The sequence below is a fragment of the Brevibacillus brevis genome (assembly GCF_900637055.1).
GTDB classification, from domain to species: domain Bacteria; phylum Bacillota; class Bacilli; order Brevibacillales; family Brevibacillaceae; genus Brevibacillus; species Brevibacillus brevis.
This window is the reverse complement of record NZ_LR134338.1, coordinates 3566552-3591836: the sequence shown is the minus strand read 5'-3', so window position 1 is coordinate 3591836 and position 25285 is coordinate 3566552. Positions and strand designations below refer to the sequence as shown.

Below are 25285 nucleotides of genomic sequence, written 5' to 3'. Positions count from 1 at the left end.
GGAGAGGTTTTCTTGAAAATTGCATTGATTGCCCATGATCGAATGAAAGAACAGATTGTGCAACTAGCGATGGCCTATGAATCCATTTTGGCAAAACATGACCTGTATGCCACAGGAACAACTGGGTCCCGAATCATGGAAGCTACGTCGCTGTCCCTAACCCGGTTTCTGTCAGGGCCATTAGGAGGCGATCAACAAATCGGTGCGATGATCGCCCGCAATGAGATGGACTTGATTATCTTTTTGCGTGATCCGCTTACCTCTCAACCACATGAGCCTGATATTATCGCACTGCTTCGACTGTGTGATGTGCACAAGATACCGTTTGCCACCAATCTCGGTTCGGCAGAAATCATGCTGAAGGCTTTGGAGCTGGGACAACTGGATTGGCGCGAAGTGGTGCATAAGGAGAATGAAGCATGAGTTCACTCGATATTTTGGCGATCGGCGCTCATCCTGACGATGTCGAGATCGGCGCGGCAGGCAGTCTAATCTTGGCAGCCAAAGAGGGAAAGCGCGTTGGGATTCTCGACTTGACCTACGCCGAATTGTCTTCGAATGGAACAGTGGAAAGAAGGCAGCAAGAAGCGGCTGCAGCTGACCAAGTGATGGGAGTGGCTGCTCGCTATAATTTCGGTTTGCCTGATCGCGGCTTGGAAGCAGTCAGAGAAAGTGCGATTGAACGTGTTGTAAAGCTCATCCGCGAAACTCGTCCAGCCATTGTGCTTGCGCCTTATTACGCGGATCGTCATCCAGATCACGAGAGCGTAAGTCGGATCGTTCGAGAGGCGGTGTTTAATGCAGGCATCCGCAAGTATTTGCCGGAGCCTTCTTTGCCTGCCTATCGACCTTCGCAATTCCTTTACTATTTTATCAATTCCACTGTCACGCCTCAGGTTGTCGTGGATATCACCGCTGTCTATCCGCAAAAAATGGAGGCGCTGCGCTGCTACCGCAGTCAGTTTGAGCTGGAAGAAGGCAGCGTTCAAACACCGCTTACCAACGGGTATCTGGAGTCTGTCGAGTATCGAGAGCGACTGTTTGGCCAGCAGGCTGGTGTAGCCTACGCAGAAGGATTTGTCAGTGCAGCTCCGTATGTATTAAAGAGCTTGTGAAAAGGAGTGACACTGTTATGAAGATCGGGATTACTTGCTATCCGTCATTGGGCGGATCGGGGGTTGTAGCCACAGAGCTGGGCAAGCTATTGGCCGAGCGAGGACATCAAGTCCATTTCATCACAGGTGGAATGCCATTTCGCTTAGGTGCGTTTCACCCGAACATTTTTTATCATGAAGTAGAAGTGAACAACTATGATGTTTTTAAATATCCACCCTATGATTTGACCTTGGCGAACCGAATGGCGCAAGTGGCAAAAAATGAAAACTTGGACTTATTACATGTGCATTATGCTGTGCCACATGCGTTGTGTGCGTTCCTCGCCAAGCAAATGGTAGGCGATCATTTGAAAATTGTAACCACCTTGCACGGGACGGATATTACGGTTTTGGGTTACGACTCGAATTTGAGTGATATGATCCGCTTTGGCATTGAGCGAAGCGATTTGGTCACAGCGGTATCCAATGATTTGATCAGACAGACGAAAGAGCTGCTGCATACTGAAAAAGAAATTGTCCCTGTGTACAACTTCGTAGACAAGCGGCGTTACTACCCGAAAGAGGTTACGAAGCTGAAAAAGGTATTTGCACCGAATGGTGAAAAAATTCTTATGCACATATCTAATTTCCGTCCTGTCAAACGAGTGCCGGATGTGATTGAAATATTTTCGCGCGTACGTGAAGAAATGCCTTCCAGACTAATCCTCATTGGTGAAGGTCCCGAAATGGGCCTGGTCCGCAAGATGATCGCTGAGCTCGGTCTGAACGACGATGTTTGCTTCCTCGGCAAGCAGGAGGACGTCGCGGAGGTATTGTCGATGGCAGACATCATGCTGCTTCCATCAGAAAAGGAAAGCTTCGGACTCGTCGCATTGGAAGCAATGGCTTGCGGTGTGCCTGTCGTCGCTACAGTGGCAGGAGGCTTGCCCGAAGTCGTCCTGGATGGTGTGAACGGCTTCTTGCGTCCAATTGGGGATGTGGAAGGCATGGCGAAAGAAACGATACGTCTCTTGCAAAACGAAGAGCTATACCGCGAATTCTCCGCGAATAGCATTGAGCGATCCTGCAAGACGTTTTGTCACGAAACGATTGCCTCTCAGTATGAAGCACTTTACGCCAACCTATTGGCAAGCAAACCCGAAGAAAAACTAAGCTTTTGAACGTAAGATCGAGCTTTTGGCTAGCTGATGTACCTTGGATATAAAAATGAACAATCCATACAAAACTCTCATAAAAAACGCCTCCTTGTGTAGATCAGGCGGAGCAAACCAGAAAGGGGGGAATTGGATTGGCGATAGAATTGGCAAAGCGTGTTCTCGACAGATTGGTGGAACACGGCTTCGAAGCTTACTACGTGGGTGGTTGCGTCCGCGACTGGCTTTTACAACGACCTGTTCATGATATAGATATATGTACGAATGCCCATCCCGGCGACGTCATCCGATTGTTTCCCGATCATGTCCCGACTGGTCTGAAACACGGTACTGTGTCTGTAAAAGTCGAGGGGCAGATGTTCGAAGTAACCACGTTTCGGACGGAAGGAAAATATGAAGATTACCGTCGACCCGCTGAAGTTCAGTTCGTTTCAGAACTTCGGCTCGATCTGGAGCGACGAGATTTTACGATGAATGCAATGGCGATGGATCGTCATCAAGTATTGCACGACCCGTTCGGTGGACGAGAGGATATGGAGCATCGGTTGGTTCGGGCTGTAGGCATTCCGCTAGAGAGATTTCAGGAGGATGCTCTTCGGCTTTTACGAGGAGTGCGATTTGCTTCCCAATTAGGTTTTGCTATTGAAGACCAAACCATGCTTGCCATGAAACAGACTGCGCCTTTGTTAGCTCATATTGCTGTGGAGCGCATTAGGGAAGAGCTGAATAAAACGCTCGAGAGCAAAGCCCCAGAGGTAGGTTGTCAGTTGTTGAATGAAACGAGGCTCATGGCTTATGCGCCTGATGTAGAAAAGCTGTTCGTCCTCTCAAATGAGCATGTTTGGCGGCTGCATCATTTGCAAAGTATGACTCAAAAGTGGGCGTTGCTGCTGTTTGCGGCGAATTATTCACCTGTGCAATCGCGTGAAGTATGCCAATTCCTCAAAATGTCCAAACGCGAAACAGAAGCAATTTTTTGCTTGGTTGAACTCCTGACGCGATTGCAGCCGCAATGGGATATCCCTCAATCGATCGAGTGGGGGCCACTGCTGCTTGAAGTCGGCTGGGACACGTGCAACGAGTTCTTCCTTTTATTGCAAGCGTGTTGGTGGAACGAGAGGCAATCGTTTTCGATGCAAGTACTCCTCGATCAATACGAAAACATGCCTGTCAGAACCATCAAGGATTTGGCGATCACGGGGCTTGACCTGCAAGTAGCCCTACAGAAAAAGCCAGGCGAGTGGATTGTCCGCGTCTTGGAATCGTTGCTTAGACAAACGGCTCTGCACGGTTTACCAAATACACCAGATGCACTCGTCGAAGTTGCAAAGAAAGAGGTTGCACAAGATGAACATTAAGCAAGTCATCCTTCAAGCATTCCGTGACCAGCCGGGCAGTTTCATCTCTGGTGAAGAATTAAGCCAAACATGCGGTTGCTCAAGGACGGCAGTCTGGAAACATATCGAAGAGCTGCGCCGAGATGGCTACGAGGTAGAGGCGGTACGCAAATCGGGGTATCGCCTGCTGGTTGCCCCTGATCGCTTGTCAGCAGCAGAAATCATGGCTGGACTGGAAACGGATCGGATCGGACAAAATGTCATCGCTTACGATGAGGTGGTATCTACACAGCCACTCGCACACGAGGCTGCGGCAAAAGGGGCAGTAGAAGGTACGATTGTGCTGGCAGAGCTGCAAACAGGCGGGAAAGGCAGACTCGGCCGACCATGGCATTCTCCGAAAGGAACGGGGATTTGGATGAGTTTGATCATCCGTCCTGCGATTCCGTTACCGAAGACACCTCAGATGACGTTGTTAACGGCAGTTGCAGTAGCGAAAACGATCCGGGAAGAGACTGGGTTGCCTGTCAAAATCAAATGGCCGAACGATATTTTTATCGGAGACAAAAAAGTATGCGGGATTTTGACAGAACTCAATGCTGAATCTGATCGGGTCAATTATTTAGTCATCGGAATAGGGCTCAATGCCAACAGTATCGAGTCTGATTTCCCGTCAGACCTGGCACAGATTGCAACTTCACTTCGTATTGAATCTGGCGAGCCACTCAAGCGCGTTTCGTTTATCCAACGCCTCTGCCGAATTTTTGAAGAAGAGTACGACCACTATTTGCAGGCTGGCTTTGATCGTGTGAAACAAGAGTGGGAGGATCATTCGTACACCATTGGCAAATGGGTGAGCCTCCAGACGATTTCACAACAGCTGGAAGGTCGTGCCGTTGGCTTGGATGAGGAAGGCGTACTCAAGGTCGAGGATCAGACTGGACAGATTCACAAAGTTTATTCGGCTGATGTCAATTATCGTGCAAATGATTAAATCATTTGCTATACTCCAATTTGGAGGCTGTATCACTACGTGAACGGTACTCCCGGAGTATTTTTGTATAGATCGTGTAATCTAAAAGCAATACGTGTAAGGACAAAAATCTGCTCAGAGCCTGTGTGGACCGAGACAGAAGGAATCCGCTAAACGCAAAATGTCTTTTTGACATGGACAACCTTCTCCCGATTGACGCGAGAAGGTTTTTTTATTCCTCACACGATCCACGGGCTTGAAGCGAAAGAGGAGAAATGAAAAATGGCAACAAACGACAGACCTATTACGACTTCGAGTATCCGCAAGAAAAAAGAAACGCGAACCCCGATTACCATGGTGACCGCCTATGACTATCCGTCAGCCAAATTAGTGGATGAAGCAGGTGCTGATATGATTCTGGTCGGTGATTCCTTGGGAATGGTCGTACTCGGTTATGACTCCACCATCCCTGTTACGATGGAGGACATGCTGCACCATACGAAAGCAGTAACGAGAGGAGCCAAGCGTGCATTTGTCGTGGCGGACCTGCCTTTTCTCAGCTATCACGGAACAGTTGAAGAAGCGGTGAAAAACGCGGGCAGACTAATGCAAGAAGGGCTGGCCAAGGCGGTCAAAATGGAAGGGGGCCGTGAACTCGCCCCAATCATTACACGCTGTGTACAAGCAGGCATCCCTGTCGTTGGACATATCGGACTTACCCCGCAATCGGTACATCAATTAGGCGGTTACAAAGTACAAGGAAGAGATCTGGAGGCAGCTAAAAAATTGCTGGACGAAGCTCTTGCTATTCAAGAAGCGGGTGCATTCGCGATTGTTCTGGAATGTGTTCCCGAAGAGGTCGCTGGCATGATTGCAGACAAGCTGGACATCGCTGTGATTGGAATCGGAGCGGGTGCGACTTGTGATGGGCAAGTGCTGGTGTTCCATGATATGGTCGGCTACGCATCGGATATCACACCGAAATTCGTGAAGCGCTACGCAAACATCGGTGAAACAATCCGTGAAGCAGTTGAGACCTATAACAAAGAAGTCGAAGCAAGAAGCTTCCCAGGGCCAGAGCATGTCTTCCATGCTTCGGAAGAAACCATCAAGGAATTGTACGGGGAAGGAGTGAAGCAGTCATGATGCAAACAATGATGCAGCAAGTCTCCACCATTGCAGAGATGCGCGTTCATATAAAAGAAGCACATCGACAAGGCAAAACGATCGGGATGGTACCGACCATGGGCTTTCTGCATGAAGGACATCTCAGCTTGGTGAAAGCTGCCCGTGAAGTATGCGATTTGGTTGTGATGAGCATTTTCGTAAACCCGCTACAATTCGGACCGAATGAGGACTTTGAACGCTATCCGCGTGATATCGAACGGGATAGCAAAATGGCGGAAGAAGCGGGAGTGGACCTCCTGTTTACTCCGGAAGTCAGCGAGATGTATCCGACACCGATGCTGACCAATATTTCAGTGGCAAATGTGACGACTCCATTGTGCGGAGCTTCGCGTCCGGGTCATTTTGATGGCGTATCGACCGTCGTCAATAAATTGTTTCAAATTGTCCAGCCCGATTACGCTTTTTTTGGACAAAAGGATGCCCAGCAGGTAGCTGTTGTGACGCAAATGGTTCATGACTTGTCGATGCCGGTGCAAATCGTTCCATGCCCGATCGTACGCGAAGCGGATGGACTGGCGATGAGCTCTCGGAATGTCTACTTGTCAGCGGATGAGCGAGCACAAGCACTCGTGCTATCACAGAGCCTGAAGCAAGCAGATGAATGGCTGGGTGAGGGCATGGCTCTTTCTGAAATCAAGGATCGTATCACGCAAATAATTTCCGAGAAGCCGCTGGCTGATATTGATTATGTGGAAATTTTGAGCTATCCGGCGCTTACACCAATTGAGCAGGAAACCGCTGGTCAGACGATCATCATCGCGTTAGCTGTTCGTTTTGGCAAAACACGCCTGATCGACAATACGATTACATCAATCAAGTAGAGAAAAGGGAGGAATTCTTAGTGTTCCGTACCATGATGAAAGCAAAAATCCATCGCGCAACGGTAACTGAAGCAAACTTGAACTATGTTGGCAGTATTACCATCGATAAAAATTTGTTGGATGCACTGGATATTTTGCCAAATGAAAAAGTACAAATCGTCAATAACAACAACGGAGCGCGTCTGGAAACATATGTAATCGAAGGTGCTCCAGGCAGTGGCGTCATTTGCTTGAACGGAGCAGCTGCACGTCTCGTACAAGAGGGCGATATCGTCATTATTATTGCCTATGCGATGATGACGGATGAAGAGGCAAGAACTTATAAGCCACGTGTCGCCATCATGGATGAAAAAAATCAGATCAAAGAATTGATCGCAGAAGAAGTACACGCGACGATTCTGTAAGCGATCTGTCTGTTGCTGCATAGAGCCACCTGCCTTGTGAGACAATGAAAGTACTCATGCCTCATAGGGGGTGGCTTTTCTTGTGAAAATCGAGGACTGGTTTCATACGCTTCGGAACAAAGCACAGACGATTGAAGAGAAGTGGCAGGGGGCTTCTGAACAAGAACGTCTTCAGCTCGCGGAACAATTGTTTCAATTGCGCCAAGTAAGTGATACAGTCGTAGACCTGTGGCTGCAATTCGAAGAAAAATTATCGAATGCGATTCGTAGCATCAAGGAAATGGAAGGACAGCTTCCAGCGGAAGAGAAAAAGCCGGATCAGTCAAAGGTGAACTCAGAATCACCAAAGGCCGTTGAAACGAAAAAAACAACAGACGGAAAAAAGAAAGATCATTCACCGGAAACGAATCCATACGAGCCGATATTTCGTCGTGGGGAAGGCTTTTATCATTTGCGCATGTTCCAAGACGCGAAAAAATGTTTTGGAGAATTAGTCCAAAAATCGCCAGACTGGGAAAGTGGACGCCTGTACTACGCCTACAGTCTCCTTTTGTGTGAGGAGAAAGAATTAGCCTTTCGGGAGTTCCGTCTTCTCGGCAGGACAGCAAGCTCACCCACCATTGTGTCTATCAGCTTTAATGCCATCGGGTGCATACTTGCGGAAGAGGAACAATGGCTAGAGGCGGCGCAAGCTTTTAAGACGTCTCTCGAGATCAAGCCAGAACAGGAAGAAGCCAAATACAACCTCGCGCTCTGCTATTTAAGAGATGGCGATGCACAGGAAGCTTTGGACGAATTGGAACCGTATCTAGAAAAAAACGAGCACGATTGGGAAGCGCAGATGCTATGGCTGCGTGCTGCCAAATTACTGCATACGATGGACCAGACAGTGGAATGGAGCCCGCCGAAAGGCTTGCAGCTGCCGACACGCGATTTGGACAGCGATACTCTTCAGGAAATGGCCTCTTTATACGAAACAGTGGGCAATTACCACCGGGCACAAATTTGCTATCACTTTTTGACGGAGCGTTCCCCAAAAGATGGGTGGACATGGCATGGCTTAGCCTGGAATACTTGGCTCATTGCGGGTACGAAACGCGCATTGACGCTCGTCAAAAAAGCGATCAGTCTTGCACCCGAAAATGACGACTTTCTTTTTAGTTATGGATGGATGCTGTTGTTTGACGGAAGGGTAGAGGAAGCGATCAAAGCGTTTCGGATCATGCTGGAGAAAAACAGAGACAATCGCCTCGGACAATCCGGGATGATTTCTGCATACGAAAAGCTGGGGGATACACAAGAAGCAAAACGATTGGCAAAGTATTTCCTGGAAGACGCTGAGCCTTATGTACGTTCGTTAGGGTATTTTCATCTGGGAAGAATCGCGGTTGTGGAAGAAAATTGGCGCCTAGCTGAACAATATTTTCAACGGGCATTGCCATTCGCAGAACAGTTATGGGAAATCCCCATCTATATGCAATTGTGTGCAAGCAAGCTCGGTCAATCAGAAATGCAGACTGAGCTCGTACAGCCTTAAATGTACGGGAGAGCAGGAATATTTCCCATCGTTGCCGAATGTGAATGGGTGCGGATTGAATGTTCCGCCCAGGTTACGAGGTGACAACGTTTGAATCGATTACTAGTTGTAGATTTTGAGACGACGGGAAGCCATCCGCGCCAAGGTGACAGCATCATTCAGATTGGTGCCGTCGCAATCGATGACGGGCAGATTACCGAGAGTTTTTCCACCCTGATTCATCCGGGCCAGGATATTCCCCCATTTATTACCCAATTAACAGGGATTACCAATGAGATGGTTGCAGATGCTCCTTCCTTGGAAGAAGTGTTTCCAGATTTCTTGCGTTTATTGGACGGACGAGCTTTTGTTGCACATAATGCAAGCTTTGATCTCCAATTTTTACAAGAAGCCCTGCTGAGCCAGGGCTATTATGCGTTTGACGGCTACGTGCTTGATACGGTGGAGCTATCCCGCGTTCTTTTGCCGATGCAAAATAGCTACAGACTCGGAGAACTGGCGTCTGAGCTAGAAATCGAGCACGATAATCCCCATCAAGCAGACAGCGATGCACTTGCAACGGCGCAGCTGTTTCTCCACTTGCTGGATATTTTAAAGAGACTGCCGCTCGTGACGATCCAGCGCCTGCAGATGCTCGTCTCTTCGTTTCGCTCTGATATCGAAGTTCTTTTACGTCAGATCGAGATGGAAAAGCTTATAGAGCTGCCAGAGCTGGATGGAACGCCAACCGAAACGGATTCCTCAGACATGTGGGATATTTACCGCCAGCTGGCCCTACGGAAGCGCGAAGAAAAAGTAACAGCGTCTCTGAAGCGTCCTCATATCGATGCTACAGTGACCAAAGCGTTTGCTGATCAGCTCGAGGATGTTTTGGGCGAAAACGGGCACATGCAGGCGAAAATGTCGGGGTATCAACGTCGGGATGCTCAGGAAGCGATGATGCATGCCGTCTATGAGGCAATGGAGGATGGTGCCCATTTATTGGTAGAGGCAGGGACAGGTACGGGAAAATCATTAGCCTATCTCTTGCCGGGGATCATTTGGGCTCATCACAATCAGCAGCAGCTGATGGTCAGTACCAATACCATTCAATTGCAGGAACAGCTATTCCATAAGGAAATCGCTACCTTGCAGGAGTCGTTGCCGTTTTCTTTTACTGCTTCGACGCTGAAAGGCAGAGGAAACTACTTATGCTTGCGTAAATTTGAACAAGCCGTGGACGAGCCTGTAGAAGGAAGCAGCCAAGAAATGCGCTTGGTCAAAGGACAGATGCTGACATGGCTCACGCAAACCGTTACCGGTGACGTGGAAGAGCTGAGCATGCCTCCGAGTGGCCAACTGCTGTGGCAACAGGTAAAAAGTGATACGAGCTCTTGTTTGAATCGGGCTTGTCCCTGGTTTAGTCGCTGCTACTATTTTCAGGCGAAGGAACGGGCTCGCGATGTCGATGTACTCATCGTCAATCACGCCCTTTTTATCAGCGACTTGCAAGCGGAAAACAGAATCCTCCCGTCGTATGAAGTTGCCATCGTCGATGAGGCCCATCATTTGGAGGATGCGGCGACACAGCATTTAGGCAAGCAGTTTTCAACCACGCAGCTTCTTTTCTTGTTAGATCGTGCATCGGTGGAAGAGAGTGGGGCAATTGCCCGCTTCGCAGAAGAGCTGCAAAGCTGGATGCCTGCAGTACAAGAAGATGTAGCCTCAAAGCTTCTGGAGCTAAGAAAACAGTCCGCTGCCTTGCGTGAGAAAGCGCAGCAATGGACACAGCTCTTGTATGCATGGGCATCAGATCGTGCGGAGGAGACGACGGACGCCGGACGTGAGACGGTACGTTATCGGATCGAATCCTTTGTAGGCAAACACGAGAAGATACGCAAAGTAACCAAAAAGGTGATTGAAGGGATGACCGCATACGCAGCAGGCATCGAGCAGCTTTTGCGAACCACTCCGCAAGAGGAAAAGCCTCCTTTTGCCGTACGCAGTCTACTGACAGATTTATTCGGTCTCATCAAAGACTGGCAAAACGCCGTGGAGCTGCTTCACTTCTTTTTACTTGAGCAGGATGCTGAGTATGTATATTGGATGGAGGTAGAGTCCCGTACAGCTCGCAAGCAGGTTCATTTGTCAGCAGCACTTTTGAAGGTTGCCGACTCACTGGCAGAACCGCTTTTCGTGCAGAAGCGGAGTCTGATCTTGACATCAGCCACTCTGACGGTCAAAAACAGCTTCTCCTACATCAAAAGCCAGTTTGGTCTCGACCAACTGCCCGAGGAACGAGTGCGTACCTTGTCACTGCCATCGCCGTTTCATTACGAAGAGCAGGGGTTACTGTTGATTCCATCTGATTTCCCCGCACCAGGCAAAGAAAGTGACCACACGTATTTGGAGGCGGTCATTCAAGGGTGCGTTGATGTCGTACTGGCTTCGAAAGGAAGGACGCTGATCCTGTTTACCTCCCATTCGATGCTTCGACTTGTTTACCAAGCGATGAAGGAACGGCTTACGGAGGCCCCAGAATCGTATACGTTATTCGGTCACGGGATTGATAGCAACAATCGGAGCAAGCTGGTACGTCTGTTCCGAAGCATGGAGAGAAGTGTTCTGCTTGGGACGAGCAGCTTCTGGGAAGGTGTCGATATTCAGGGGGAATGGCTGAGCAGTTTAGTCATTGTTCGCCTCCCGTTTGCGCCTCCGAATCATCCTGTCTATCAAGGAAGGGCAGAGCTTTTAAAGGCAGAAGGAAAAAACGCCTTTATGTCTTTGTCTCTTCCACAAGCCGTTTTGCAATTTAAGCAAGGGGTGGGTCGATTAATTCGCCATCACTTGGATCGAGGGGTCGTGATCGTTCTCGACACGCGTGTAGTTGAGTCGAGATATGGACGCTCATTCCTTCAATCTTTGCCGCCATTTCAAATCCAAAGCGGTCCATGGCCAACACTTCGAGAGCGCATAGAGCCATTCCTTAGTATGCAATCCCTGTCAGATTCATAAAATGAAGCAATAGTCTCATAGGGATTAAGGTGATAAAATAAATGTTATGGAAAAAAGCGTGGCGTTGGTGGATTGTAGTTCTTAGTGCGATTTTCCTTTGCGCATGCTCGATTGATAGCCATTTGTATTTGCAAGAAGCAGCAGTGAAGATAGATGACCCGTTTGAAACGGAGACAGAACAGGAATTTTCGGGTCTCATTGTCACCTACTTGGCACTTCCGCATGGCGAGAGTACGCTTTTGCGAATGCCAGGCGGCAAAACGATGCTGATTGATACGGGTACGGCAGAAGATTGGCCCGTTCTTTCGGCACGCTTGGCAGAGCTCAAGATCACACGGCTCGATTATGTGGTGTTGACGAACGACCAGCCAGAGCATATGGGGGGCTACGCTTTATTGAGCCAGCAAGTGCTTGTAGATGCCGTCATTTTGCCCAAGCTGATCGCACCATCCATTCGCCATGTCGTGCTGCTTCGCGCCAACCACAAGCAGATGGAAGCAGAGCAAGGACAAGTACTCACTCTTGACCAAGAAATCTCCATGGAGGTTTTGCTCCCGGAAGAACCGTTATTTTTATCGCCCCAGAACAATTCTCTCGTTTTTCGATTAACACACGGCCAATTGCGATTTTTATTTATGAGTGCCGTGAATGAAAAAGCAGAAGAGCGACTGTTGGAACGGCAAAATGACAGACTGAAGGCGGAAGTGCTAAAGGTAGCCGGTCAGGGGAGCAATCAAGGCTCTTCGCAACCGTTTCTGACGCAGGTCGATCCTCAGGTCGCCATTATTCAGACAGGCCGATCGCGGGATCAAATGAAAGACGGTCAGACGGAAGTCATGGAGCGCCTGGGTGAGTCATGGGCCGAGACATACGTGACCAGCCACGACGGTTCCATTACCATTTTATCGAATGGAAAAGAATATCGGATTTTGAAGCAAAAGAATTAGGGGGGAAAGACCGAACGTGGCAAAACACGAAAAGATTTCAGAAGCGGTCGTCCGTCGTTTGCCGATTTATCTGCGTTACCTCAGTTATTTGCAGCAAGTTGAGGTGACCACCGTTTCCTCCCAACAGATGGGCAAGAATCTTGATGTGAATCCTGCCCAAATCAGAAAAGATCTTGCAGCTTTTGGTGATTTTGGAAAAAAGGGAATCGGCTATGATGTCGATTATCTGGTGGAAAAAATACGTGAAATCCTGAAGCTAACGGATGAAATCCGTGTTGCTTTGGTCGGAGCTGGGCATTTGGGCCATGCCATTAGTAACTAAAACGCTTATTTGAAAGATAACATGCGGATTGCGGCCATCTTTGACAATAATCCAGAGAAGCAGGGCAAAAAAGTCGCAGGTATACCGATTCAGCCTTTATCAGAGCTGGAAGAAACGATCGTAAGCAAGCAAATCAAGCTGGCGATTATTACGGTACCGGCACCTGCAGCGCAATCCGTATGTGATCAGTTGACTCAAGCGGGTATCAGGGGGATCTTGAATTTTGCCCCTACGACGATTCGCGCAGGAAAAGATGTTCGCATTCACTATGCGGATGTGACGTCCAACCTGCAAAGCTTGGCCTACTACTTGACGTAAGAATGGAGTGTATACTATGAAAAAGACGATCCTCATTCACGCAACAGTTATTACCGTTAACGAGACGAATGAAGTCATTTACGATGGTGCCGTAGCATTCGAAGGCAACAAGATTACATATGTGGGCCCAACTCCTGAGGACCTGTCGGAAGCGGGATACGATGAAGTTATCGATCAAAAAGGAGACTACATACTGCCTGGATTAATCAACACGCATGGACATGCTGGTATGTCTCTCCTACGCGGTTATGCAGATGATTTGCCGCTGCAACAATGGCTGGAAGACAAAATGTGGCCATTGGAGGCACAATTTACGGGAGACACAGTAAAATGGGGGACCCAACTGTCGCTTATTGAGATGATTCGTACCGGAACCACCACGTTTGTGGATATGTATGATCATATGGATGTTGTGGCGAAGGAAGTCGATGCAGCTGGAATGCGTGCCCGCCTTTGCAGAGGGATGATCGGTCTGTGCTCCGAAGAAGAACGTCAAACAAAGCTGAAAGACGCGACTCTTTTTGCAAAAGAATGGCATAATCAGGCAGACGGGCGTATTACCGTCATGATGGCACCGCATGCGCCGTACACCTGCTCACCAGAATTTATTACCCAAATTATCGAAAAAGCAGATGAGCTGTCCTTGCCGCTTCATATCCATATGTCTGAAACTGCTTGGGAAGTCGGTCAAAACGAGAAGGACTACGGGCTGCGTCCAGTTGCTCATTTGGAAAAGCTGGGAATGTTCAATCGCCCAACACTTGTCGCACACGCTGTTCACTTAACGGATGAAGAAATCGACATTTTGGCAAAATACAACGTGAGAGTTTCTCATAATGTAGTGAGCAACCTGAAGCTGGCAAGCGGAGTTGCGCCTGTTCCGAAAATGTTGGCAAAAGGTGTCAGTGTATCGCTGGGTACCGACAGCTCGGCAAGCAACAACAATTTGAATTTGTTTGAGGAATTGAAACTCGCTGCGATCCTGCACAAAGGTGTGAACAACGATCCAGTAGCTGTACCAGCAGAGGAAGCCCTTCGCATGGCTACTCGTTATGGCGCAGAAGGAGTATTCCAAGAGGAAACGCTCGGAAGCATTGAAGTAGGCAAGCAAGCTGACTTGATCGTGCTGGATAGTCACCAAGCTCATTTCCACCCGGCACACCAACCGATTTCACACGTGGTGTACGCAGCAAATGGACGTGACGTGAAAGATACGATTGTAGCGGGTAAATTCTTGATGCGTAATCACAAGCTGTTGACCATTGATGAGGAGCGCGCGATTTACGAAGCGAACCGCGTATTCCAAACGTTAAAACGGTAAAAGGCTCCTGTCAGGTGGGGGACAGGAGTAAGGCAGTGCAGTTGTAGGTAGGGGAATTGGATACTACGACGTTCCGTTGTTCATTTTTGCCACCGCTTTTGTCAGGAGATGATGGCGAAAATGAAGAGTGGGTGTTTGCGACCATTGACGCAAGGGAGACGACAATCCTGCCCAGGAGACGCGGTATTCCTGTAACAGAAACCCAAGTATGTCAGGAGATGTGGTTTGTTGCGAAGATGTCACGCGCTCACCTCCTCGGGGTGTATATGTAGTATGACCGCCCGACCTTAAGCTATGATTAGCAACTTTTCCGTGTCGTTCTAAAACCTTCCCGTATAGCATAGGCTAAAGACAAAAATGGGACAGGGGGGACGACATGTACATCCGGCCCAAAATGCTGTGGTGGCTCATTCCTATCCTACTCGGTCTATTTCTCCTCGGGATTGTATTGGGGATAGTAAGTCGATCAACCAATACAGGCAGCACAGATACTGCGTCTGGGGTCAGACAAACAGCAGGTACGGAGCAGACAACGACGACGGTAGCGGAGCTTTTGGAGCAGATCACAAAGGATGAGGAACGCTCATTTCTGGTATACATGCAGGATCAGACCTTGCATGGGCGATATCAAAATGAGCAATTTCAGCTCGCAGGAGAAATCGGTGGCCACCAGCTTGAAATAGCCAGAAAAGATGGGCAGCCCGTATCGGTGCGAATTGATGGCCAGATACAGGATCATGCTGCACTGCCGTATGCGATGTTCACCCCATATGAGCACGCAGTATTGCTCAAGGGAGTTATGCCATCGGTTAGTCCTGAACGCCTTGAAGATACTGCAGGGCAAGGATGGAGTGGATATCGGATAGCGGTACCATCTGAGGAAGTCACTTCGCTATTATCGATGTGGCTAGGTCCATCCTTCCCTATTCACGGTTTGACTGCGAACGTAACGAACGGAATGAAAGTCAATTATCAACTATGGTACGAGTCAACTACGGGGCAGCTTCGACAACTGGAGCTGGATTTGCAAATACAAACGGCAGTTGGAGTGAAGAGAGACCAGCTTCGATTCCGATTGTAATGTCAGCCACGTAAAGGAGTTACTTTGCTGTGTTAGTACGAATTATCCTATCAATTGTAGCCGTCATTTTACTTACGGGGGCTGGGTTCGCCTATCACCTGACGGCTTCTGTAGCAGGAGAGCGCAATCAATTTGAGGAGACCGTTCGTCAGTGGGTCCACGATCGCACGACGATCACGGAGATTGAATCCATTGATGAATATCGAGGCAAAGAAAGCTACGCGGTCGTCATTGGGAAAAATAAGGCGGGAACACCGGTTGTAGCTTGGATGACCGATCAGAAAGTTAGCTTCGATCGAATGGATCTTGCTGTTCCAAAAAAGAATGTAGAAGAGGCGGTTTACAAATCATTCCCGCAATCGGAGATCACGCATTTGGTTCCTGGTCTCGAAAACGATAAGAAATTTTGGGAAGTCACTGTCAAAGATAAAGACGGTCGTTTTCACTACATTCACTATGATCTATTCACTGGCGCTCTGTTAACCTCATACGTGCTCGCGCCAACCTAATACGCTTGCATAACGACAGGCCTTTTCCTTATGGGAGAAGGCCTGTTTGGCATTCCATCCAACATCTGTATAAGAAATTGATATACTCATATGATATACTGGGGACGTTGCATAGAGAGAAAACGAGAACGATATTTATGGGGGGAGTAGCCGTGCAGTTGAAAAAGAGCGCAATTGGATTATCTTTGCTGGCAACATTGGCACTCCTGTTCGCCGGATGGTTCTTGTATCAAAAGATAGAGATTGAGGAGCCAATCCGTGCAGAAATAGGACAGATGCAGTCCGCAACATTGGGCAATTTGGAGATCAGCAAAGATAAAATTCAAATAGATGTAACTGTTACAAAACCAGACGCTTTTCCAGCAGAATATCGTAATCTGCTAACGGAAACACAAAAGATCGCAGGGGAAAAAGAAGTGGTCATTGACATCGCCAACCAGTCGACGACGATGAACGATATCTGGCAGAGCGGTCAATTTGTGTTTACAGAAGCGGTGGAGTTGCATGAATATAGCCGCATTCCGGCCCTCGTGGAACAATGGAAAAAAGGGAATCAGCTCGACGAAGCATCTGCATTGATGGATGACGAGAACATTTATGTTTACTTGAAAAAAGGAACGGAGGATTTTTACACCATCATACCCCGTTCGATTGAAAAAGAGGTGACGGCACGTGCGTAAGGAAGTACTGATCGGCGTCGTACCTGCACTGTTGATTTTTCTTGTTTTTCTAGGTGTAAACATTACGCCATTCTTGGTGTTCGGAGCCGTACTGGGGGCGATTTACTTTCTGGTCATCCGCCAGCAAAATGGACAAGGCGGGAATGTCGCCCTCGGTGGGAAAAGAAAAGTAAACAAGCATGAGCTGCCGAAATCGGACGTGCAGTTTGCCGATATCGGTGGACAGGAACGCGCCAAAAAAGAACTGAAGGAATCGCTTGATTTTCTCGTGTACAAGGACAAAATTGAGCAGTACGGGATTCGCCCCATCAAAGGTGTTCTTTTGACAGGTCCTCCTGGTACGGGTAAGACACTGATGGCGAAAGCAGCGGCGAACTATACAAATTCTGCCTTTGTGGCGGCATCAGGTTCGCAGTTTGTAGAGATGTATGTGGGTGTCGGTGCACAACGCGTTCGTGAATTGTTTCAAGAAGCGAAGGCATTAGCAGAGAAAAATGGGCAAGACAGCGCGATTATTTTTATCGATGAGATCGATGTCGTCGGTGGGAAAAGGGACGGTCAACAGCAGCGTGAATACGATCAAACCTTGAATCAACTGTTGACGGAGATGGATGGTGTAGCTACGACCGACAAGCCGCGGATTTTAGTCATGGCAGCTACGAACCGGAAAGACATGCTCGACGCAGCGCTGTTGCGTCCTGGTCGTTTTGACCGTCATATCAGCGTTGATCTTCCAGACAAGCCAGCACGCGAGCAGATTTTGACCATTCATACGGCCAATAAACCGCTAGGCGAGGACGTCACACTGGAAAAAGTGGCACAGGAGACATTCGGTTTTTCTGGCGCCCAATTGGAAAGTGTAGCTAATGAGGCGGCCATTTACGCCATGCGTGACCGCCAGGAAAAGATCACTGCGAAGCATTTTGCCTATGCTGTGGACAAGGTCATGCTCGGTGAAAAGGTAGACCGACAAGCATCAGAGGAAGAGAAGAAGCGTGTGGCTCTCCATGAATTGGGCCATGCCATTGTCAGTGAGGTCGTGCGTCCAGGCTCTGTCTCGCAGGTCACGCTGAGTCCACGTGGAAAAGCGCTCGGATACGTCCGACAAAATCCAATGGAAGACCGCTATCTGTATACCAAGGAAGCGATGGAAAAGCAAATCATGGTTAGCCTTGGGGGAGCCGTAGCGGAGGAAATCTACTACGGTGGGCGCAGTACTGGATCGAAGAATGACTTCGAGCAAGCGCTGGGAATGGCACAGGAAATTGTTCAAAGCGGTATGTCCGACCTGGGGATTGTACATTTGCAATATGTGGATAAGAGACGTATTCATGACGAGGTTGAGCGTCTGCTGGAAGGATTGCTCGTAGAAACTCGCAATCTTTTGAGACAGTATGACTCCGTATTCCAAACGGGCTTGTACACATTGATGGAAGCGGAAGTTCTGCAAGGCGATGAATTCAGGACGCTTTTGTCACAAACGAAAGAAGAAGTTGCTGTATAAATGAAGAGAAAGAACCTGTTAGCCAATGAGAGTGTTGGCGAAGCAGGTTTTTTGCGTTTGCTGGAAACTTAGGCCAATAAGGATGAAACAATTTTGTAGACACGGTGCCAAATACGGAAATGGATGAATATCCTACAAGAGTGATACGGGAATGAAATCAGGAGGCAAGGAGACCCTATGGCCAATGTGAACCGGCGAAAAACAAACAAAAGCCTGAGCAAAACCTTTAGGCAGACCATGCACGAGTTACCGCTCTCTTATACATCATCACCCGATCGGGAGTGGATGGAAGACCTCGAATTAAATCTGCTTGAAAGTAATTTGGAGAGCACTCAGAAAATACCACCCATCTCTGCTGCCACACCGAAAGAGCAACAAAAACCGATTCCCAAAGTACCCAAGCAGGACCTATCCTCCAAACAGAACTCGTCTTTCAGACAGGATTCATCATCCAGACAGGATTCACCATCCAGACAGGATTCACTATCCAGGCAAGATTCACTATCCAGGCAGGATTCACCATCCAGACAGGATTCACCGTCCAAACAGGATTCATCATCCAAACAAAACGTATCCTCCAAACAAAGCTCAACTGCCAATCAGAACTTTTATTCGAAGGTCATCAAAGACCGAAATGATGATCGTGTCCAATCATTTGTCTATACAGACGACTTGACAGATCAATCGGTGACAACAGAAAAAATTGCGAACCGTGCCATTGACGCGTCCAAGATTAAGCAAGGCGCCGTGGATAATTCGATTTTGAAGGATTATGCTGTAGACAGCAGTAAACTTGCGGACAAGAGCGTAACTTCCACCAAACTCGCACCGCATGCGGTACAGAGGGATCATCTGGGGCAGGGAATCGTAAGCGGAGAGCATTTGCAGGATTATTCGATTTCCGCGCAAAAATTGATCAACCATAGCATTACGTCCGAGAAGTTAGCTGATAAAACCATCGACTCCATGAAATTTGCCGACCACTCGATCCAGAGCAAGCATATTCAGGAGCAAGCGATCACGAATGAGTTGATCCAGGATCAATCGATTACTTCGGAAAAAATAAAGATGGGGACCATTCAAACAAGTAATCTCGCCAATTATGTGATCAACACCGTGAAGATTGAGGATGGAGCTGTCACAGGCGATAAATTACGCGATGGAGCAGTGACTTCGACGAAGATAGACGAAGATTCAATTGAGTCTCAGCATATTCGTGAAGGCTCCATTTACCATCATCATCTTACGGAAGAGCTAATAGATGGCAGCAACATTAGAGTTGGCAGCATCACGGATCAGCACATTGCCTTTCAGGCTATTTATAGCCAGCATTTACATCCAGAAGCAGTGACCAGTGATAAAGTAGGGCCATATGCAATATTGACTGAGCATTTGGACAACAACAGTGTCACGGCAGAAAAGCTCGCCAAAGAATCAATCGGCAGCACACATTTACAAGCTGGCAGTGTCCTATCGAGCCACTTGCAAGACGGGATGCTGACGGCTAAAAAAATTGGAGATCAGCAGATAACCTCAGCCAAGATAGCTGACAAGGCTGTCACTACAGACAAATTGGCGAACAGGAGTGTAGGAGAGCAACACTTACTCGATGAGAGCGTGAGTTCACGACATCTGATTGACGGGTCCATTCGCTCAGAAAAGCTGGCAAGGAGATCGATTGAAGAACAGCATTTGACTGACAGACTCATTGGGGGCAATCATCTACGCGAGTACATCATCCAGACGCAGCATCTTCATGACCACTTGGTGACCACCTCAAAATTGGCGCCGGAATCTGTTTCCACAGACAAAATTTCAGACCTAAGCATTACGACTAGCAAACTGGGAGATGCCATCATCACAGCTCCCAAAATAGCCAAAGATGCGATCAAGACACGCCATCTGGGCAGATCATCCGTCACGGGGGAAAAAATTGCGGAAAAAGCCATATCGTCTACACATCTCAACAGTCACATCATTCATGCGGACCATCTCCAGGGAAACTCCATTTCCAAGGAAAAAATACAGGACGGCAGTGTCACCCGAGATAAAATAGCCGACCAGAGCATTGATGCGAGCAAGCTGGATAGCCATTCCGTTCATGGTGCTCATGTCATAAAGGGCAGCTTGGATGGAACTCACATTAAGGAAGGGACGCTCAGAGGAAATCATCTTGTTAGCAGGAGCATAACAGAACAGCATCTGCAAAACCGGATCATTACGCAGGAAAAACTGGCAGAGGACTCCGTGACCGGTTCTAAAATTGCGTCCAGAGCTGTCACTACGCATCACATTGCGAATGAGTCAATTAGTCCTGAGAAGTTATCCTTTCCGGTAATTGAGACGCATAATCACATAGGAGTAACCTTGCAACAATACGGTTTCGTCCCATTCAGACTTTCTGCCACAAGCAGGTCTACAGATGTGACCGTTCGATTGCCACAGCCTTATGCGGATACCCATTATTGTATGGTGGCAATGACAAATCAACCGGGGATATATACATCGCTCAAATACACGAAAAGGACTTCAGCGATCATCACCGTATTTCGCAATCAAGAAGGGCAGGAAGCGACTGGTGTGATTCACTGGATCGGAATTGGAGTAAAAGGAGTAGATGTCCCACACGAAATCTTGGAATGGTCAACAGAGAAGGGGTATCTGGAGGGAGAAGAGGTCGAAGAAGATCAAAGTGACGATGATCACGACTTTGAAGAGGAAGACATGGATGATGAAGATACGGAAGATGAGGACATGGAAGATGAAGACGCGGAAGACGAAGATACGGATGATGAAGACATGGAAGACGAAGATACGGATGATGAAGACGTGGAAGATGAGGACATGGAAGACGAAGATACGGATGATGAAGACATGGAAGACGAAGACATGGAAGATGAGTACACAGACGAGGATGACACGGAGGATCACGACATGGATGAAGAAGACACGGATGAAAGTGATCTCGAGCAAGATTATGAAAGTAGTGAAGAATACGATAGCGATATCGAGAACGATAAATAATTCGGTAGGAAACAACAATGGGGCGAGTGGATGATTCAGAAGCAGGGAGGCCGATGTTGAGATCAGGTCTCCCAAATGCACATTAGTTTACATAATTGATTTATGGTTAACATTATGCAGGGAGACTTTCATTGAATTTACAGACCCCCAATAGTATAATTGTTAGGTATACTTAGTCTGTATTTGCGTGGCATGGTAAATGGAGGGAATCATTCAATGTTGACGACGATTGCCCGAATCGGGCAGCATGTTGGACAAGAAGTACGCCTGGGATGCTGGTTATACAACAAACGCAGCAGCGGCAAGATTCAATTTTTGCAGCTCCGCGATGGATCCGGCTTCATCCAAGGTGTAGTAGTAAAAGCGGAAGTAGCGGAAGAAGTGTGGGAGAATGCATCGCAGCTCACACAAGAAAGCTCACTTTACATAACCGGTGTAGTTCGTGCGGATGACCGCGCACCAAGCGGTTACGAACTGACAGTAACAGGTGTGGAAATTATTCAGGTCGCCCAGGAATATCCGATTTCCTTGAAGGAACACGGTGTTGACTTCCTCATGGACCATCGCCACCTGTGGTTGCGTTCTCCACGTCAGCGTGCAGTCATGGCTGTGCGTTCCGAGGTGATTCGCGCCATGTATGAGTTCTTCCACGAGAACGGGTTCGTAAAAGTAGATCCACCGATTCTGACACCGACCTCTGCGGAAGGTACCACCAATCTGTTCCATACCAAATATTTTGAGGAGGATGCGTATCTCTCGCAGTCCGGCCAGCTTTATATGGAAGCAGCCGCTATGGCGTTAGGTCGCGTTTACTCTTTCGGTCCAACTTTCCGCGCCGAGAAATCCAAGACACGTCGTCACTTGATCGAGTTCTGGATGATCGAGCCGGAGATGGCTTTCGTGGATCACGAAGAAAATCTGCGTATTCAGGAAGCGTTTGTTTCTCATGTGGTACAATCCGTATTGAAAAACTGTGAGCGCGAACTGAAAACGTTGGAGCGCGATACAACAAAACTGCAAAATGTAACGGGGGCGTTCCCACGCATCTCTTATGATGATGCGATCAAACTGTTGCAGGAAAAAGGTAGCGAGATCAAATGGGGAGACGACTTCGGAGCACCGGATGAGACGATGATTGCGGACCACTTCGACAAGCCAGTTTTCATTACCCATTATCCTACCGAAATCAAGGCTTTCTACATGAAGCCACACCCTGAACGTCCGGAAGTGGTACTGTGTGCGGATATGATCGCACCGGAAGGCTACGGTGAAATCATCGGGGGTAGCCAGCGGATTGATGATCCAGAACTTTTGGAGAAACGTTTTGCTGAGCATGAGCTTTCGGAAGAGGCTTATCGCTGGTATTTGGATCTGCGCAAATATGGTACAGTTCCTCACTCAGGCTTCGGTTTGGGTCTGGAGCGCACCATTGCATGGATTTGCGGTCTGGATCATGTGCGTGAAACCATTCCATTCCCACGCATGCTGAATCGTCTCTATCCGTAGAGTTCCTTTATCGGTGAACGAACGATCTACACCCTGTTGCGAGAGGGCAGCAGGGTGTTCCTATTGTTTGACAGCGCGTTTTACGCACTCCCTTGTTATTCCAACCCAGAGGTGAATATGCGTTATGGACTCCCATATATTGCAATTGTTGCAAGAAGGAGCAACATCCGTCTCCAACCTTCTTTTGAAAATGTATAAGCGTATGTCATTGACTGATGACGAGATGATGCTACTGATTCATTTGCTATCCTTTCAGCAGGAAGGGAATCGATTCCCGACCTTAACAGAGCTGGAGGAACGCATGTCCATGACCAGCAGGAGATTGATTCAATCTCTTCAAAAGCTATTAAAAGAAGATTGGATTACGATAGATGAGTTTATTGACCCACAAACTGGCATGCGTCATGAGCAATACAATTTGACCCCGTTGTACAAAAAGCTGTACCAGACCTGGCGGGAGCAGCAAGCAGACCCGAGAAGCATGGACCCTTATATGGAAGTGGCCGTTTCACTGGATGCGGAACCTGTTGCCATTTACGCTCGTTTTGAGCAGGCATTTGGCCGCCCGCTAGCGCCGTTTGAGTTGGAGAATATCCATATGTGGACCGAACAGGATGGCTATCAGGAAGAATTGATTTTGACCGCTTTGCGTGAGGCTGCAACCGTCGGCAAGCTCCACATCCGCTATATCGACAGGATCTTGCTCGAATGGCAAAAGCAACAGATAACAACCGTAGAACAAGCGCGTCTTTACAGCTTGAATTTCCGCAGACAAGCAAATATGAGAGACCACGGGCAACCGCTTTGATTTCATCTAAATCAAGCGGTTTTTTCTATGTCACCGTACACGTACCCATTTTCCTTGTCGGTCATAACATATTACGTAGATGCAAGCTTCAGGAGGCGATGACTTGTGGAAAAACGGAAAAAATGGGATCTGTCTCATTGGGTGACACCAGGTGTATTTTCAGGAAATTATGTCGTAGATGAGGCCGTTCAACGTATTTCAATCGTAAATGCCAATAAAAAACAGGAAGAGGAAGAAACGGAAAACGTCCAGGAGTTGGTCGTAAATACAACAGCAGAGCAGCCAAAGGAACTGGTCTTGGAGCCTACCTTTGAAATTATTATGAGAGAGACCGACGAGGCAGTCGTGGAACAGGTTCACAAGCTTGAGCAAGAAGTGATGGAACTGAGAGAGGCGCTTGCTTCGTGGGAAGAAAGATGGGAGAAGCTTGAAGAGCACCATACAAAACAATTGCAGTACTTGTATCAAGTAGTTCTTTCACTGAAAAAGGAGTGGGAGATCGAGCGAAATGAACATCGCAATTATTAGTCCGGGTCCCTTTTCTGTGCCACCGGTCAAAGGAAGCTCGGTCGAACACGATATCGACGAGGTCACAAAGATGATCGAGCCCATGCATAACGTGACGATCTACACTCGTCAATGTGCGACCTATCCAACCTCATCCGTGGAAGAAAACCGGCAGTTCATTCGCGTCCCGTATCAAGGGCCAAAGCCATATTTGCGCCGGATTATTAACCATATCAAGAAGAACAAGCCAGATGTCATTCTTGTGGAAAACAGACCGATCTATGTTCTCACATTAAAACGCCATTTTCCCAAGATCCCAGTCTTTGTGAATATGCACTCTCACGTGTACGGTTCACAGCCGATTATCAGCAAGGAAAATATGCGGCGTGCCGTTCGACTGGCAGCGGGTTTTATTACCAACAGTGAATTTTTACGTCAACATTTTATTCGGACGTGCAAGATTCCTGCAAATAAAATTCATGCGGTTCACCTCGGAGTCGATGTCACGCCTTATCAGGTTGCAAAGATCGCGATTAAAAAAATGCGTCAAGAACTAGGATTGAAGCCAGATGATCGCATCTTGTTTTATGCCGGTAGACTCATGCGCGGAAAAGGGGTCCATGTGCTGATCAAAGCCTTTCGCCAGGTCAGCAAACAAGACCCGAAAGCCAGACTCGTCATTGTGGGCGGTACGGGATACGGTAGCAATCGCCTGAATCCGTATGTTCGCGAGCTCAAGCGCCTTGCGAAGCCTTTGGGTGAAAAGGTGCGTTTCGTCAATTTCGTACCATCCGCAAAAATGCCGCTTTACTACCAAATTGGGGATGTCGTAGCGACACCATCCGTTTGGAAAGAAGCGTTTTGCCGTGTCAATTTAGAGGCAATGGCTTCCGGAAAGCCCGTCATTTCCACTCCACGTGGCGGCATTCGTGAAGTCGTTGCTCACGAGAAAAGTGGCTTTATCATCCCGCCAAAAGATTGGGAAAAAGGATTGCCTGCTGTCTGGGAACTGTTGTGGAGTTCACCTGCCGTCCGGAATGAAATGGGCAAACAGGCTCTGCAACGAGCAAAGTTTTTTTCTTGGTATGCAACTGCGCAAGGCTATCTGAACGTATTTGAAACCGTAGTTCCAACGCGAAGAGAAGAGAAGCAACAGCTTTTAAAAACAGGTTAATTCGATGTTAATGATGTAGGTGGTTGCCTTTTCTTTCGCCGATGTGGACGTCTGCCCTGTC

General features: G+C 48.0%; 22 protein-coding genes and 1 pseudogene. 22 read left to right on the top strand and 1 reads right to left on the bottom strand.

The window, feature by feature from the left end; genetic code table 11:
* The first annotated feature begins 12 nt into the window (after window positions 1–12).
* From EL268_RS16940 to EL268_RS16880, 13 genes and pseudogenes are all read left to right on the top strand, one after another.
* Window positions 13–423, top strand: a complete 411-nt coding sequence (locus EL268_RS16940; RefSeq protein WP_047069014.1) for a methylglyoxal synthase — start codon at window positions 13–15, stop codon at window positions 421–423.
* Window positions 420–1115: a bacillithiol biosynthesis deacetylase BshB1 gene (gene bshB1, locus EL268_RS16935; protein ID WP_106653050.1), complete on the top strand. Its 696-nt coding sequence runs from the start codon at window positions 420–422 to the stop codon at window positions 1113–1115. The genes EL268_RS16940 and bshB1 overlap by 4 nt, the downstream gene beginning before the upstream one ends.
* Before the next feature lie 17 nt (window positions 1116–1132).
* On the top strand, window positions 1133–2275 hold the full coding sequence (gene bshA / locus EL268_RS16930) for an N-acetyl-alpha-D-glucosaminyl L-malate synthase BshA (protein ID WP_106653051.1): 1143 nt from the start codon (window positions 1133–1135) through the stop codon (window positions 2273–2275).
* Between the two features lie 128 nt (window positions 2276–2403).
* Window positions 2404–3627: a CCA tRNA nucleotidyltransferase gene (locus EL268_RS16925; RefSeq protein WP_106653052.1), complete on the top strand. Its 1224-nt coding sequence runs from the start codon at window positions 2404–2406 to the stop codon at window positions 3625–3627.
* A complete protein-coding gene (locus EL268_RS16920; protein ID WP_106653053.1) occupies window positions 3617–4600 on the top strand; it encodes a biotin--[acetyl-CoA-carboxylase] ligase in 984 nt (327 codons plus the stop codon). The genes EL268_RS16925 and EL268_RS16920 overlap by 11 nt, the downstream gene beginning before the upstream one ends.
* 261 nt (window positions 4601–4861) lie before the next feature.
* Window positions 4862–5725 carry a 3-methyl-2-oxobutanoate hydroxymethyltransferase gene (gene panB / locus EL268_RS16915; protein WP_106653054.1) on the top strand — a complete coding sequence of 288 codons (864 nt, stop codon included), beginning with the start codon at window positions 4862–4864 and terminating at the stop codon, window positions 5723–5725.
* The gene (gene panC / locus EL268_RS16910) at window positions 5722–6588 is read left to right on the top strand and encodes a pantoate--beta-alanine ligase (protein ID WP_106653055.1); all 867 of its coding nucleotides are present in this window, start codon (window positions 5722–5724) and stop codon (window positions 6586–6588) included. Before panB ends, panC begins: the two co-directional genes overlap by 4 nt.
* 20 nt (window positions 6589–6608) lie before the next feature.
* Window positions 6609–6992, top strand: coding sequence for an aspartate 1-decarboxylase (panD, locus tag EL268_RS16905; protein ID WP_007723146.1), 384 nt, complete (start codon window positions 6609–6611; stop codon window positions 6990–6992).
* A gap of 82 nt (window positions 6993–7074) precedes the next feature.
* Complete coding sequence (locus EL268_RS16900; protein ID WP_106653056.1) at window positions 7075–8529, top strand: tetratricopeptide repeat protein; 1455 nt, start codon at window positions 7075–7077, stop codon at window positions 8527–8529.
* Between the two features lie 90 nt (window positions 8530–8619).
* The gene (gene dinG, locus EL268_RS16895; RefSeq protein ID WP_106653057.1) at window positions 8620–11523 is read left to right on the top strand and encodes an ATP-dependent DNA helicase DinG; all 2904 of its coding nucleotides are present in this window, start codon (window positions 8620–8622) and stop codon (window positions 11521–11523) included.
* A gap of 41 nt (window positions 11524–11564) precedes the next feature.
* A complete protein-coding gene (locus EL268_RS16890) occupies window positions 11565–12470 on the top strand; it encodes a ComEC/Rec2 family competence protein (protein ID WP_106653058.1) in 906 nt (301 codons plus the stop codon).
* A 16-nt stretch (window positions 12471–12486) separates the two neighbouring features.
* Window positions 12487–13110: pseudogene (locus EL268_RS16885) on the top strand (redox-sensing transcriptional repressor Rex).
* A gap of 16 nt (window positions 13111–13126) precedes the next feature.
* Window positions 13127–14431: an amidohydrolase gene (locus tag EL268_RS16880; RefSeq protein ID WP_106653059.1), complete on the top strand. Its 1305-nt coding sequence runs from the start codon at window positions 13127–13129 to the stop codon at window positions 14429–14431.
* 63 nt (window positions 14432–14494) lie between these two features.
* Here the strand turns inward: EL268_RS16880 and EL268_RS16875 are convergent, their stop codons facing one another.
* Window positions 14495–14674 (bottom strand): hypothetical protein, encoded by a 180-nt coding sequence (locus EL268_RS16875; RefSeq protein WP_126435445.1) that lies wholly within the window; start codon window positions 14672–14674, stop codon window positions 14495–14497.
* A 133-nt stretch (window positions 14675–14807) separates the two neighbouring features.
* On the opposite strand from EL268_RS16875, the gene EL268_RS16870 reads away from it, so the two are divergent.
* From EL268_RS16870 to EL268_RS16830, 9 genes are all read left to right on the top strand, one after another.
* The gene (locus tag EL268_RS16870; RefSeq protein WP_106653060.1) at window positions 14808–15512 is read left to right on the top strand and encodes a hypothetical protein; all 705 of its coding nucleotides are present in this window, start codon (window positions 14808–14810) and stop codon (window positions 15510–15512) included.
* 29 nt (window positions 15513–15541) lie between these two features.
* Window positions 15542–16021 (top strand): cell wall elongation regulator TseB-like domain-containing protein, encoded by a 480-nt coding sequence (locus tag EL268_RS16865; RefSeq protein ID WP_106653061.1) that lies wholly within the window; start codon window positions 15542–15544, stop codon window positions 16019–16021.
* A 152-nt stretch (window positions 16022–16173) separates the two neighbouring features.
* The gene (locus tag EL268_RS16860; RefSeq protein ID WP_106653156.1) at window positions 16174–16701 is read left to right on the top strand and encodes a hypothetical protein; all 528 of its coding nucleotides are present in this window, start codon (window positions 16174–16176) and stop codon (window positions 16699–16701) included.
* Window positions 16694–18205, top strand: a complete 1512-nt coding sequence (locus EL268_RS16855) for an AAA family ATPase (RefSeq protein ID WP_106653062.1) — start codon at window positions 16694–16696, stop codon at window positions 18203–18205. Before EL268_RS16860 ends, EL268_RS16855 begins: the two co-directional genes overlap by 8 nt.
* A gap of 177 nt (window positions 18206–18382) precedes the next feature.
* Window positions 18383–21229: a WIAG-tail domain gene (locus EL268_RS16850; RefSeq protein WP_106653063.1), complete on the top strand. Its 2847-nt coding sequence runs from the start codon at window positions 18383–18385 to the stop codon at window positions 21227–21229.
* A 216-nt stretch (window positions 21230–21445) separates the two neighbouring features.
* Window positions 21446–22735: an asparagine--tRNA ligase gene (asnS, locus tag EL268_RS16845; protein ID WP_106653064.1), complete on the top strand. Its 1290-nt coding sequence runs from the start codon at window positions 21446–21448 to the stop codon at window positions 22733–22735.
* Window positions 22736–22859: 124 nt separating this feature from the next.
* Window positions 22860–23543 (top strand): DnaD domain-containing protein, encoded by a 684-nt coding sequence (locus tag EL268_RS16840; protein ID WP_106653065.1) that lies wholly within the window; start codon window positions 22860–22862, stop codon window positions 23541–23543.
* 105 nt (window positions 23544–23648) lie between these two features.
* On the top strand, window positions 23649–24071 hold the full coding sequence (locus tag EL268_RS16835) for a hypothetical protein (protein WP_106653066.1): 423 nt from the start codon (window positions 23649–23651) through the stop codon (window positions 24069–24071).
* Window positions 24052–25224, top strand: a complete 1173-nt coding sequence (locus EL268_RS16830; protein WP_106653067.1) for a glycosyltransferase family 4 protein — start codon at window positions 24052–24054, stop codon at window positions 25222–25224. The genes EL268_RS16835 and EL268_RS16830 overlap by 20 nt, the downstream gene beginning before the upstream one ends.
* Window positions 25225–25285: the final 61 nt, after the last annotated feature.

Coding starts and splice junctions, on each gene's coding strand:
- EL268_RS16870 (WP_106653060.1), top strand. CDS start 14,808: ATGTACATCCGGCCCAAAATGCTGTGGTGGCTCATTCCTATCCTACTC.
- bshA (WP_106653051.1), top strand. CDS start 1,133: ATGAAGATCGGGATTACTTGCTATCCGTCATTGGGCGGATCGGGGGTT.
- asnS (WP_106653064.1), top strand. CDS start 21,446: ATGTTGACGACGATTGCCCGAATCGGGCAGCATGTTGGACAAGAAGTA.
- EL268_RS16920 (WP_106653053.1), top strand. CDS start 3,617: ATGAACATTAAGCAAGTCATCCTTCAAGCATTCCGTGACCAGCCGGGC.
- panC (WP_106653055.1), top strand. CDS start 5,722: ATGATGCAAACAATGATGCAGCAAGTCTCCACCATTGCAGAGATGCGC.
- EL268_RS16840 (WP_106653065.1), top strand. CDS start 22,860: ATGGACTCCCATATATTGCAATTGTTGCAAGAAGGAGCAACATCCGTC.
- bshB1 (WP_106653050.1), top strand. CDS start 420: ATGAGTTCACTCGATATTTTGGCGATCGGCGCTCATCCTGACGATGTC.
- EL268_RS16890 (WP_106653058.1), top strand. CDS start 11,565: ATGTTATGGAAAAAAGCGTGGCGTTGGTGGATTGTAGTTCTTAGTGCG.
- EL268_RS16880 (WP_106653059.1), top strand. CDS start 13,127: ATGAAAAAGACGATCCTCATTCACGCAACAGTTATTACCGTTAACGAG.
- panB (WP_106653054.1), top strand. CDS start 4,862: ATGGCAACAAACGACAGACCTATTACGACTTCGAGTATCCGCAAGAAA.
- EL268_RS16850 (WP_106653063.1), top strand. CDS start 18,383: ATGGCCAATGTGAACCGGCGAAAAACAAACAAAAGCCTGAGCAAAACC.
- EL268_RS16830 (WP_106653067.1), top strand. CDS start 24,052: ATGAACATCGCAATTATTAGTCCGGGTCCCTTTTCTGTGCCACCGGTC.